The sequence below is a fragment of the Azomonas macrocytogenes genome (genome assembly GCF_014191985.1).
GTDB classification, from domain to species: Bacteria; Pseudomonadota; Gammaproteobacteria; order Pseudomonadales; family Pseudomonadaceae; genus Azomonas; species Azomonas macrocytogenes.
The window spans coordinates 147,794-161,047 of record NZ_JACHXI010000004.1 but is presented as its reverse complement, the minus strand read 5'-3'; the positions used below and the strand labels follow the sequence as shown (position 1 = coordinate 161,047).

At 52.5% G+C, this 13,254-nt stretch carries 9 protein-coding genes and 1 tRNA gene; all 10 read right to left on the bottom strand.

The window, feature by feature from the left end:
• Positions 1–28: 28 nt before the first annotated feature.
• Complete coding sequence (gene rpoC, locus FHR87_RS05990) at positions 29–4,228, bottom strand: DNA-directed RNA polymerase subunit beta' (protein ID WP_183165807.1); 4,200 nt, start codon at positions 4,226–4,228, stop codon at positions 29–31.
• Between the two features lie 60 nt (positions 4,229–4,288).
• Positions 4,289–8,362, bottom strand: a complete 4,074-nt coding sequence (rpoB, locus tag FHR87_RS05985) for a DNA-directed RNA polymerase subunit beta (protein ID WP_183165806.1) — start codon at positions 8,360–8,362, stop codon at positions 4,289–4,291.
• A 212-nt stretch (positions 8,363–8,574) separates the two neighbouring features.
• Complete coding sequence (gene rplL, locus FHR87_RS05980) at positions 8,575–8,943, bottom strand: 50S ribosomal protein L7/L12 (RefSeq protein ID WP_183165805.1); 369 nt, start codon at positions 8,941–8,943, stop codon at positions 8,575–8,577.
• A 78-nt stretch (positions 8,944–9,021) separates the two neighbouring features.
• A complete protein-coding gene (rplJ, locus tag FHR87_RS05975; protein ID WP_183165804.1) occupies positions 9,022–9,522 on the bottom strand; it encodes a 50S ribosomal protein L10 in 501 nt (166 codons plus the stop codon).
• 198 nt (positions 9,523–9,720) lie between these two features.
• Positions 9,721–10,416, bottom strand: coding sequence for a 50S ribosomal protein L1 (gene rplA, locus FHR87_RS05970; protein ID WP_183165803.1), 696 nt, complete (start codon positions 10,414–10,416; stop codon positions 9,721–9,723).
• Positions 10,416–10,847, bottom strand: a complete 432-nt coding sequence (rplK, locus tag FHR87_RS05965) for a 50S ribosomal protein L11 (RefSeq protein ID WP_183165802.1) — start codon at positions 10,845–10,847, stop codon at positions 10,416–10,418. Before rplK ends, rplA begins: the two co-directional genes overlap by 1 nt.
• A 105-nt stretch (positions 10,848–10,952) precedes the next feature.
• Positions 10,953–11,486 carry a transcription termination/antitermination protein NusG gene (gene nusG, locus FHR87_RS05960; protein ID WP_183165801.1) on the bottom strand — a complete coding sequence of 178 codons (534 nt, stop codon included), beginning with the start codon at positions 11,484–11,486 and terminating at the stop codon, positions 10,953–10,955.
• A gap of 15 nt (positions 11,487–11,501) precedes the next feature.
• Positions 11,502–11,870 (bottom strand): preprotein translocase subunit SecE, encoded by a 369-nt coding sequence (gene secE, locus FHR87_RS05955; protein WP_183165800.1) that lies wholly within the window; start codon positions 11,868–11,870, stop codon positions 11,502–11,504.
• Positions 11,871–11,907: 37 nt separating this feature from the next.
• Positions 11,908–11,983, bottom strand: a tRNA-Trp gene (locus FHR87_RS05950).
• A 52-nt stretch (positions 11,984–12,035) separates the two neighbouring features.
• Positions 12,036–13,229, bottom strand: a complete 1,194-nt coding sequence (tuf, locus tag FHR87_RS05945) for an elongation factor Tu (protein WP_183165799.1) — start codon at positions 13,227–13,229, stop codon at positions 12,036–12,038.
• Positions 13,230–13,254 lie beyond the last annotated feature (25 nt).

Sequence of the window (13,254 nt, the reverse complement as noted above, 5' to 3'; positions counted from 1 at the left end):
CCTCCGACAAAGCAAGGGCCGTCCAAACTCAGCTATTACCGGAATTCAGCGCTTCGGTCAGTGCAGCTTCCACTTCATCGGCGCTCACGCGCACCGGCTTGTCGGTGTCACGTTTGCGCTTGCGCTCGCTGTGGTAAGCAAGCCCTGTACCCGCAGGAATCAGACGGCCGACCACTACGTTTTCCTTTAGCCCTCGCAGATAATCGCGCTTGCCAGTAACCGCTGCTTCTGTAAGAACACGTGTGGTTTCCTGGAAAGAGGCTGCAGAAATAAAGGACTCGGTCGACAGCGATGCCTTGGTAATACCCAAAAGCACCCGTTCGAACTTGGCCAAAAATTTATCCGCGCTCCCCAGCAGTTCATTTTCTTCAAGCACCTGGGTCAACTCGACCTGATCACCCTTGATGAAAGAAGAATCACCAGATTCGCTTACTTCGACCTTACGCAGCATCTGACGCAGAATGGTCTCGATATGCTTGTCATTGATCTTCACCCCCTGCAAGCGATACACGTCCTGAATTTCATTGACGATGTATTTGGCCAGAGCGCTGACGCCAAGTAGCCGCAGGATATCGTGAGGGTTGCTAGGTCCATCGGAAATAACCTCCCCACGCCCTACTTGCTCGCCCTCGAAAACGTTCAAATGACGCCATTTCGGAATCAGCTCTTCGTAAGGATCACTGCCATCGGTTGGTGTTATGACCAAGCGACGCTTACCTTTGGTTTCCTTGCCAAAGGAGATGGTCCCACTGATTTCAGCAAGAATCGAAGGCTCCTTCGGCCGACGTGCCTCAAAGAGGTCTGCCACACGGGGAAGACCACCGGTAATGTCGCGAGTTTTGGAAGTTTCCTGCGGGATACGAGCGATGATGTCGCCCACCCCGACTTCCGCGCCATCCGCAACACCGACCAAAGCGTTTGCCGGCAGAAAGTACTGGGCTGGAACATCCGTTCCCGGCAATAGCAATTCTTTGCCATTAGCATCAACCAACTTCACGGCCGGTCGAATATCCTTACCGGCGGCCGGACGATCTTTCGCATCCATTACTTCAATATTGGTCAAACCCGTCAGTTCGTCGGTCTGGCGCTTGATCGTGATGCCTTCTTCCATACCAACGAAGGTTACCTGTCCTTTCATTTCCGTAACGATCGGGTGAGTGTGCGGATCCCATTTAGCGACGACGGTACCAGCATCAACCTTGTCGCCTTCCTTGATCGAAATCACTGCACCGTACGGCAGCTTGTAACGCTCGCGCTCTCGACCGAAATCATCCGCAACCGCCAGTTCACCAGAACGGGAAACCGCTACCAGGACACCATCGACCCGCTCGACGTACTTCAGGTTATGCAGGCGAATCGTACCGCCATTTTTGACCAGAACATTATCCACTGCCGAAGTTCGGCTAGCCGCACCACCGATGTGGAAAGTACGCATGGTGAGCTGGGTACCTGGCTCGCCAATGGATTGGGCGGCGATAACGCCGACGGCTTCACCGATATTCACCAAGTGCCCCCGAGCGAGGTCACGTCCGTAGCATTTGGAACAGATGCCATAACGAGTTTCGCAGCTGATCGGCGATCGCACGACGACTTCATCGATAGTGTTCAGCTCAATGAACTCAACCCACTGTTCATCAATCAAGGTTCCAGCAGGAACCAGAACGTCGTCGCTACCAGGCTTGATTACGTCACGAGCGATGACACGCCCTAGAACACGTTCACCCAGTGGCTCAACTACATCCCCGCCTTCAATATGCGGTGTCATGATCAATCCATGATCCGTTCCACAATCGACCTCGGTTACTACCAGATCCTGCGCCACATCTACCAGACGACGGGTCAGATAACCCGAGTTGGCGGTCTTCAGCGCCGTATCTGCCAGTCCCTTGCGCGCTCCGTGGGTCGAGATGAAGTACTGTAGAACGTTCAGACCTTCACGGAAGTTCGCGGTAATCGGTGTTTCGATAATCGAGCCGTCTGGCTTGGCCATCAGACCACGCATACCGGCCAATTGGCGAATCTGGGCAGCGGAACCCCGTGCACCCGAATCGGCCATCATGTACATGGAGTTGAAGGATTCCTGATCGACTTCCTTACCTTCGCGATCGATAACCTTTTCCTTGGAGAGGTTAGCCATCATCGCCTTGGAGACTTCATCGTTGGCTTTCGACCAGAGGTCGATCACCTTATTGTACTTCTCACCCTGAGTGACCAAACCGGAAGCGTACTGGCTCTCGATTTCCTTCACTTCTTCGGTAGCCGCCTCGATGATGCGCGCCTTCTCTTGCGGGATGACAAAATCGTTCACACCGATGGAGACGCCAGACATGGTGGAAAAGGCGAAGCCGGTATACATCAACTGATCAGCGAAGATAACGGTATCCTTCAGGCCCACCATGCGGTAGCAGTGGTTGATCAATCTGGAGATCGCCTTTTTCTTCATCGACTGGTTGACCACTTCGAAAGGCAGGCCATCTGGAACGATCTGGAACAACAGCGCGCGGCCAACAGTAGTGTCTACGATACGAGTATTGCGAATCAAAGAGCCATCTTTCTGTTTGACGACCTCATTGATACGTACCTTGACTCGAGCATGCAGCGAAGCGTCGCCCGCACGGAAGACTCGGTCAACCTCCTGAAGATCAGCGAATGCGCGCCCCTCACCCTTGGCGTTCACTGCCTCGCGGGTCATGTAATAGAGGCCAAGCACCACGTCCTGCGAAGGAACGATGATCGGCTCGCCGTTAGCCGGCGAGAGGATATTGTTGGTAGACATCATCAGTGCACGCGCTTCCAGCTGGGCTTCCAGTGTCAGCGGTACATGAACAGCCATCTGGTCGCCGTCGAAGTCAGCGTTATAGGCAGCACAGACCAATGGGTGCAGTTGGATCGCCTTGCCTTCAATAAGCACCGGCTCGAAGGCCTGGATACCTAGCCGGTGCAGCGTAGGCGCGCGGTTGAGCAGTACCGGATGCTCGCGGATCACTTCGGCGAGCACATCCCATACCTCGGGTAATTCGCGCTCGACCATCTTCTTGGCCGCTTTGATAGTGGTCGCCATACCACGGGCTTCCAATTTGCCGAAGATAAAAGGCTTGAATAGCTCCAAAGCCATTTTTTTCGGCAGACCACACTGATGCAAGCGCAAGGTCGGACCCACAGTGATTACCGAGCGGCCAGAGTAGTCCACACGCTTGCCCAGTAGGTTCTGGCGGAAGCGTCCCTGCTTACCCTTGATCATGTCAGCCAGAGACTTCAGCGGACGCTTGTTCGAACCGGTGATGGCTCGGCCACGGCGACCATTGTCCAGTAGTGCGTCAACAGCCTCCTGCAACATACGTTTCTCGTTGCGCACAATGATGTCGGGCGCAGCCAGATCCAGTAGGCGCTTCAAACGGTTGTTACGGTTGATGACACGGCGGTACAGGTCGTTGAGATCCGACGTTGCGAAACGACCACCATCAAGCGGCACCAGCGGACGCAGATCTGGTGGTAGTACGGGCAGAACGGTCAAGACCATCCACTCCGGCTTATTACCGGAGCCATAGAAAGCTTCCATCAACTTCAGACGTTTCGAAAGCTTTTTGATCTTCGTTTCGGAATTGGTTTGCGGGATTTCTTCGCGCAAACGACCAATTTCATGTTCGAGGTCGATCTGGTTGAGTAATTCGCGTACTGCTTCAGCGCCCATGCGAGCGTCGAAGTCATCACCAAATTCTTCCAGCGCTTCAAAATATTGCTCGTCGTTAAGCAACTGGCCTTTTTCCAGGCTGGTCATGCCTGGATCGATCACCACGTAGCTTTCGAAGTAGAGCACTCGCTCAATATCGCGCAAAGTCATATCCAGCAGCAGGCCGATACGCGATGGCAGCGACTTCAAGAACCAGATATGGGCGACTGGCGATGCCAGTTCGATATGCGCCATGCGCTCGCGGCGCACCTTGGCCAGTGCCACCTCGACGCCACACTTTTCACAAATCACACCACGGTGCTTGAGGCGTTTATACTTGCCGCACAGGCATTCGTAATCCTTCACTGGGCCAAAGATCTTGGCACAGAACAAGCCATCGCGCTCCGGTTTGAAGGTGCGATAGTTAATGGTTTCCGGCTTTTTTACTTCGCCATAGGACCAGGAACGAATCATCTCAGGCGAAGCCAGACCGATACGAATAGCATCGAACTCTTCGAGTTGACCCTGGTTTTTCAGAAGATTAAGCAAGTCTTTCAAAGCCTGTTCTCCTCACGGACCGGCGATACCTGCCATGCAGGCATCGCATTCTGGTGCGCGTTATTCGGTTTCCAGTTCGATATCGATGCCGAGCGAACGGATTTCTTTGATCAATACGTTGAAGGATTCCGGCATTCCGGCTTCCATCCGGTGATCTCCATCCACAATGTTCTTGTACATCTTGGTACGGCCGTTCACGTCGTCAGACTTGACCGTCAGCATTTCCTGCAGGGTATAGGCAGCGCCGTAAGCTTCTAGTGCCCATACCTCCATCTCTCCGAAACGCTGACCACCGAACTGGGCCTTACCGCCTAGCGGCTGTTGGGTAACCAAACTGTAGGAACCGGTAGAACGTGCGTGCATCTTGTCGTCGACCAAATGGTTCAACTTGAGCATGTACATGTAACCAACCGTGGTCCGACGTTCGAAGGCGTTGCCTGTCCGACCATCATACAGGCGCATCTGACCACTTTCCGGCAGATCGGCAAGCTTGAGCATGGCCTTGATTTCACTTTCCTTGGCACCATCGAAGACCTGAGTTGCGATGGGCACACCACCTTTCAGGTTATTCGACAAATCAAGGATTTCCTTGTCGCTCAAGTCATCCAAGCTTTCCTGGCGCCCGCCGACTTCGTTGTAGATTTCGTGCAGGAATTGGCGTAACTCCGCAATCTTCCGCTGCTCCTCAAGCATGCGATTGATCTTTTCGCCAAGCCCCTTGGCAGCCAGACCAAGGTGAGTTTCAAGAATTTGCCCCACGTTCATGCGTGATGGCACACCCAGTGGATTCAATACAATATCCACCGGTACGCCATTTTCGTCGTGAGGCATGTCCTCTACCGGCATGATTACGGAAACCACCCCCTTGTTTCCGTGGCGGCCGGCCATCTTATCCCCTGGCTGGATTCGACGCTTGATCGCCAAATAAACCTTGACGATTTTAAGCACGCCAGGAGCCAGATCATCGCCTTGCTGCAGTTTGCGCTTCTTGTCCTCGAACTTGTCATCCAACAGGTGGCGACGATCAGATAGATACGCTTGGGCTTTTTCCAATTGCTCGTTGAGCGCATCGTCAGCCATGCGGAGCTTGAACCACTGGCCATGCTCAATATCATCAAGGATTTCATCGGTGATGACCGTTCCTTTCTTTAGGTTGGCTCCACCTTCTGCCACTGCAGTCACAAGCGCTGAGCGCAGGCGCTCGAAAGTAGCACCTTCGACGATCCGGAACTCTTCATTCAGGTCCTTGCGGATTTCGTCCAATTGCATTTTTTCGATAGCCAGCGCGCGTGAATCGCGCTCGACGCCGTCCCTGGTAAAAACCTGAACATCGATGACGGTGCCTTTGGTACCAGTCGGTACACGCAAGGAAGTATCTTTCACATCCGAGGCTTTTTCGCCGAAGATCGCGCGAAGCAGCTTTTCTTCAGGAGTCAGTTGGGTTTCACCTTTCGGCGTCACCTTACCAACCAGGATATCCCCAGCCTGTACTTCGGCACCCACATAAACAATGCCCGCTTCGTCCAATTTGTTGAGTGCAGCTTCACCAACGTTTGGAATATCTGCCGTGATTTCTTCCGGACCGAGCTTGGTATCACGAGAGACGCAAGTCAGTTCCTGAATATGGATTGTGGTGAAGCGATCCTCTTGCACTACGCGCTCGGAAAGGCAGATCGAGTCTTCAAAGTTGAAGCCGTTCCAGGGCATGAATGCCACGCGCATGTTCTGGCCCAGCGCCAACTCACCCATATCGGTCGAAGGGCCATCGGCCATGATATCGCCACGCGCAACCTGATCACCCTTGCGAACCAGCGGACGCTGATTGATGCAGGTGTTCTGGTTGGAACGGGTGTACTTGGTGAGGTTGTAGATATCTACACCCGCCTCACCGGTTTCCACTTCGTCATTGTTCACACGAACCACGATACGACTGGCGTCGACCGAATCAATCACGCCGCCACGACGAGCAACCACACAGACACCAGAATCGCGGGCGACATTACGCTCCATACCGGTACCGACTAACGGCTTGTCGGCACGCAAGGTCGGGACTGCCTGGCGCTGCATGTTGGATCCCATGAGCGCACGGTTAGCATCATCATGCTCGAGAAAGGGGATCAGCGATGCCGCAACCGACACAACCTGACGTGGAGAAACGTCCATCAAGGTAACGTCTTCCGGAGCCTTCACCGTGAATTCGTTGAGATGGCGGACATTGACCAGTTCGTCAATCAGGCGCCCTTCGCTATCCAGAGTCGCCGATGCCTGCGCGATTACATGTTCGGCCTCTTCGATGGCTGAAAGGTAGACGATCTCCGTAGTGACCTTGCCTTCCTTGACTACGCGGTACGGGCTTTCCAGGAAACCATACTGATTGGTACGCGCATAAGCAGCCAGGGAATTGATCAGACCGATATTTGGACCTTCAGGCGTTTCGATCGGACAAACTCGACCATAATGCGTCGGGTGTACGTCACGCACTTCGAAGCCGGCACGCTCACGAGTAAGCCCGCCCGGGCCAAGCGCTGACACACGGCGCTTGTGCGTGATTTCCGAAAGCGGATTGTTCTGGTCCATGAACTGCGAAAGTTGACTGGAACCGAAGAACTCTTTCACTGCAGCAGCGACAGGCTTTGCATTGATAAGGTCCTGCGGCATCAAGCCTTCGCTTTCAGCCATGGACAAACGCTCTTTAACGGCACGCTCGACACGGACAAGCCCCACGCGAAACTGATTTTCCGCCATTTCGCCAACACAGCGCACACGCCGGTTACCCAGGTGATCGATATCATCGACAATGCCCTTGCCGTTACGGATATCCACCAGGGTTTTGAGAACAGCAACGATATCTTCCTTGCTCAACACACCAAGACCTTCGATCTCGGCCCGACCGATACGGCGGTTGAATTTCATCCGACCAACAGCCGACAGATCGTAGCGCTCGGCACTGAAGAACAGATTATTGAACAATGTTTCCGCCGCATCCTTGGTCGGCGGCTCGCCAGGACGCATCATGCGATAAATTTCGACCAGTGCTTCCAATTGATTGGCAGTCGAATCGATCTTCAGCGTGTCCGAAATGAAAGGACCGCAATCAATATCATTTGTATAAAGTGTTTCGAAACGGGTTACCTGGCATTTCACCACCTTGGCTATCAAGTCGACAGTCAGCTCAGTATTGCATTCGGCAATGATTTCCCCGGTTGCCGGATCCACAATAGCCTTGGCTGTGGTACGACCTAAAACATAGTCCAGCGGCATTTCCAACTCTTGGATGCCAGACTTATCAAGTTGGTTGATATGGCGAGCCGTGATGCGACGACCCTGCTCTACGATCACCTTGCCGCTGGAGTCCTTGATATCGAAGGATGCAATTTCCCCACGCAACCGCTGAGGTACCAGCTCCAGCGCCAGAATCTCTCCACGCACATGGAAAACGTTGGTGTCATAAAAGGAGTCCAGAACCTCCTCAGTACTGTAACCTAGCGCACGCAGAAGGACTGTCGCAGGCAGCTTGCGGCGACGGTCGATACGTACGAATACCGCATCTTTAGGATCGAACTCGAAATCCAGCCAGGAACCGCGATAAGGAATGACTCGAGCAGAATACAAGAGTTTTCCTGAGCTATGGGTCTTGCCGCGGTCGTGGTCGAAGAAGACACCTGGAGAGCGGTGCAACTGCGAAACGATCACCCGCTCGGTACCATTAATAATGAAAGTACCGTTTTCAGTCATGAGGGGAATTTCCCCCATGTACACTTCCTGCTCTTTAATATCCTTGATTGCCTTGTTCGAGGATTCTTTATCAAAAATGATAAGTCGAACCTTGACTCTAAGAGGCACGGCAAAAGTCACACCGCGTAAAACGCATTCTTTCACATCGAACGCAGGCTCTCCAAGCCGGTAGCCGACATACTCCAACGCAGCATTGCCGGAATAGCTGATAATCGGAAAAACGGATTTGAAGGCTGCGTGCAAGCCAACATCGCGCAATCTTTCTTTGGAAACGCCTGCCTGCAGGAATTCAAGATAAGAATCCAACTGGATGGCCAATAAATACGGCACATCCATTACGTGCGGCAACTTGCTAAAGTCCTTGCGGATACGTTTTTTCTCAGTGTATGAGTAAGCCATCAGCGTTCCCCAGCTTGGTCACCAGCTTGTTTGGCTTCTCCTCGACAGGAGCAGCCTGAAATCTCGCAATTTGTACTTTCTTTGCTACCGCAGAGCGGTTCGTTAAGCACTCAAAACAGACTGAGAGCCATAACGGAAAAAGGCCGGTGGCAAAAGCCACCAGCCACCAGCCATTTGCAGACTGCTTTGGCTGTATTGGTACAAAGTCGATGTTATTTAAGCTCGACTTTGGCACCAGCCTCTTCCAAAGATTTCTTGGCAGCTTCGGCTTCTTCTTTGGAAACACCTTCCTTGACGACACCAGGAGCTCCATCGACAACTGCCTTGGCTTCTTTCAAACCAAGGCCGGTCAATTCACGAACCGCCTTAATGACGTTCACTTTTTTGTCGCCCGTTTCAGCCAAGACAACCGTAAATTCAGTCTGTTCTTCAGCGGCAGCTGCTGCTGCCGCAGGAGCTGCTGCGACGGCAGAAGCTGCGGTTACGCCAAACTTTTCTTCCATCGCCTTGATGAGGTCAACAATTTGCATGACCGACATTTCGGATACGGCGCTGATGATATCTTCGTTGCTAAGAGCCATGACTCTATTTTCCTGTAATCTAAAGACGGCCTGCGGCCATCGAATTCAAATGATTCGAGAATAGTGAGCTACCCTTAATCAAGCAGCTGCACTCTCCTTCTGGTCGCGAATAGCCGCAATGGTACGAGCCAGCTTGCTGGTAGCACCTTGGATAACGCTCATTAATTGAGCAACAGCCTCGTCGTAAGTCGGCAGATTTGCCAAAACATCGATTTGGTTGGCTGCAATAAGTTGCCCTTCGAAGGCAGCGGCTTTGATCTCGAACTTATCCTGACCTTTGGCAAAATCCTTGAAAATCCGGGCAGCAGCACCTGGATGTTCATTTGAAAATGCAATCAGGGTCGGCCCTTTGAACGCATCGTTGAGCACTTCAAAACTAGTGCCTTCAACAGCGCGCCGAGCGAGGGTATTGCGTACGACTCTCACGTACACGCCCGCCTCGCGAGCCTCTTTACGAAGTCCAGTCATAGCGCTTACAGTCACACCACGAGCATCAGCTACGACGGCGGACAAGGCAACTTTGGCAGCCCCGTTGACTTCAGCGACAATGGCTTTCTTGTCTTCGAGTTTGATTGCCACGGGTTTCACTCCTGGATATTACCGGTGCTATCCGGCTGAGCGCCGGATCATCTTTGGTGTCTGATTCGGTATGAATCGGGAGCACCTCTGCGTAGGCTTTATCTTTTAAGGTTTGCACCACCTACGGTCTTGGAAAGCCCCCGCCCAGGCAGAGACCCCAATTTTCAAGTATTTCAGACAAAGTCGAAATACTATCTATCATGCATCAATCGAAGCTTGATCAATAATCAAGCCTGGCCCCATTGTAGAGCTCAGAGTTACGCGCTTGACATATACACCTTTGGAAGTAGAAGGCTTGAGGCGCTTGAGATCCGCCATCAAAGCTTCAACATTCTGCTTCAGTTTTACCGATTCAAAATCGATCTTGCCAACCGAAGCATGAATGATTCCATTCTTATCCGTACGGAACCTTACCTGACCGGCCTTAGCATTCTTAACCGCAGTCGCTACATCAGGAGTAACAGTACCAACCTTAGGGTTAGGCATCAGTCCACGCGGACCAAGAATTTGGCCTAGCTGTCCGACAACCCGCATTGCATCTGGCGAGGCGATAACTACGTCATAGCTCAAATCGCCGCCTTTCATTTCGGCAGCCAATTCATCCATACCAACTCTATCAGCGCCTGCTGCCAGAGCAGCTTCGGCATTCGCGCCCTGAGTAAAAACGGCAACACGAACAGCTTTACCGGTACCATTTGGCAGAACAGTAGCACCACGGACAACCTGATCTGATTTACGTGGATCAACGCCAAGATTGATAGCAATATCTATTGATTCTTTAAATTTGGACGCTGAGAGCTCAGATAACAATCTTGCTGCATCTTCAAAGCCATATTGCTTTCCAGCCTCGACCTTTGCAGCTATTGCTTTTTGGCGCTTGGTTAGCTTAGCCATTACACGCCCTCCACGTTCAAGCCCATGCTACGAGCAGAGCCTGCGATAGTACGAACTGCAGCATCAAGATCAGCAGCCGTTAGATCCGCTTGTTTGGCCTTGGCAATATCTTCGAGTTGAGTGCGAGTGACAGTACCAACCTTCTGGGTATTTGGACGCGCAGATCCCGAGGAGATACCGGCAGCCTTCTTGAGAAGAACCGAGGCAGGAGTACTTTTAGTCTCGAATGTGAAACTTCTATCGCTGTAAACAGTAATGATTACAGGAGTTGGAAGACCTGGTTCCATACCTTGGGTCTTGGCATTGAAAGCCTTGCAGAACTCCATGATATTCACACCATGCTGGCCCAAGGCCGGACCAACTGGTGGCGATGGATTAGCTTGTGCAGCTTTAACCTGCAGTTTGATATAAGCTTGAATTTTCTTGGCCATAGCCACTCCGTATGGGTAAAAGCGCCTTTCGGCTCCCCTTTTGCAGATTTATTTTCCTGCAACACAAACATCCTGCCTCAATAATGCTGATGGCAGGATATTAACTTAAACTTTCTCTACCTGACTGAATTCCAGCTCTACCGGCGTAGAGCGACCGAAGATAATCACAGCCACTTGAACACGACTTTTTTCGTAATTCACTTCTTCGACAACGCCGTTGAAGTCAGCAAAAGGCCCATCGACAACACGGACTACCTCACCGGGCTCGAAAAGAGTCTTGGGTTTGGGTTTTTCGCTACCATCGGCCACTCGGCGAAGAATTGCTTCAGCTTCTTTATCGGTAATGGGAGCAGGTTTATCGGCTGTCCCACCGATAAAACCCATGACTCTCGGCGTATCCTTCACCAAGTGCCAAGTTCCTTCATTCATGTCCATCTGAACAAGGACATATCCAGGAAAGAACTTACGCTCGCTTTTGCGCTTTTGCCCATTCCGCATCTCTACAACCTCTTCGGTCGGGACCAGAATTTCACCGAACTCAGCTTCCATACCAGCCAGCTTTACTCGGTCAATCAAAGAGCGCATTACATGCTTCTCGTAACCGGAGTAAGCATGCACAACATACCAACGCTTAGCCACGAGACACCCTTACTATTAACCTGCAACCATCGAGACCAGCCAACCAAGAAAAGAGTCCAACCCCCACAAGAGCAAAGCCATCACCAAAACCACAGCAACGACAATGAATGTAGTTTGTGTAGTTTCCTGGCGAGTCGGCCAGACCACCTTTCTAATCTCAAGCTTCGCTTCAACTAGCAAAGAGTAAAATGCTCGCCCTTTTGAAGTCTGAAAGACGACAAAAGCAGCAAAGACACCAACAGCCAACAAAGCCAAAACCCGATACAACAAAGGTGAGCCAGAGTAATACTGATTACCGACAACTGCTGCAACAACCAAAAGAACCACAACAGTCCACTTCAAAAAATCGAAGCGTGACGTACCAGCTTCAGCCTTTGCATTCATCTTTTAGAAACCTTGCGGACTGCCAGTCGATTAAAACTGGCAGGCCAGGAGGGAATCGAACCCCCAACCTGCGGTTTTGGAGACCGCCGCTCTGCCAATTGAGCTACTGGCCTAAAGAAAAAGTCAGGCCGAGTATAATACCCGACCCAACAAAAAAGATCTACATTACTCGATGACTTTGGCGACGACGCCAGCTCCGACAGTCCGACCGCCTTCGCGAATCGCAAAGCGCAAACCATCTTCCATCGCAATGGGGGCGATCAGAGTCACGACCATCTTGATGTTGTCTCCCGGCATGACCATCTCGACACCTTCCGGTAGCTCGACGTTGCCGGTCACGTCAGTAGTACGGAAGTAGAACTGCGGACGGTAACCCTTGAAGAAAGGCGTATGACGGCCACCTTCTTCCTTGCTCAGAACATAGACTTCCGCTTCGAATTTGGTGTGCGGCTTGATGGTGCCCGGCTTGGCCAGTACCTGACCACGCTCGACGTCTTCACGCTTGGTACCACGCAGCAGCGCACCGATGTTCTCGCCAGCACGGCCTTCGTCCAGCAGCTTGCGGAACATCTCCACACCAGTACACGTAGTCTTGGTGGTGGCACGAATACCAACGATCTCGACTTCCTCACCAACCTTGACGATACCGCGCTCGACGCGACCAGTGACCACCGTACCGCGACCGGAAATGGAGAATACGTCTTCGATCGGCATCAGGAACGGTTGATCGATGGCCCGAACCGGCTCGGGAATGTAGGAGTCCAGAGTTTCCACCAGCTTGCGCACGGCAGTGACACCGATCTCGTTATCGTCTTTGCCTTCCAGCGCCATCAGGGCGGAGCCGATGATGATCGGGGTATCGTCGCCCGGAAAATCATAGGTGGAGAGCAGGTCGCGAACTTCCATTTCGACCAGCTCAAGCAGTTCGGCGTCATCGACCATGTCGGCCTTGTTCAGGAACACGACGATATAGGGAACACCAACCTGGCGGGACAGCAGGATGTGCTCGCGCGTTTGCGGCATCGGGCCGTCGGCAGCCGAGCAGACCAGGATCGCACCGTCCATCTGGGCGGCACCGGTGATCATGTTCTTGACGTAGTCGGCGTGACCAGGGCAGTCGACGTGGGCGTAGTGGCGACTAGGCGAGTCGTACTCCACGTGCGAGGTATTGATGGTAATACCACGCGCTTTTTCTTCCGGCGCGTTATCGATCTGATCGAAGTTACGAGCTGAACCACCCCAGGTCTCGGCGCAGACCTTGGTCAGAGCAGCGGTCAGCGTGGTCTTGCCATGGTCTACGTGACCAATGGTGCCAACGTTGACGTGCGGTTTGTTGCGTTCGAATTTTTCCTTAGCCATCAAAACCGTCCCCCAAGACCAAATC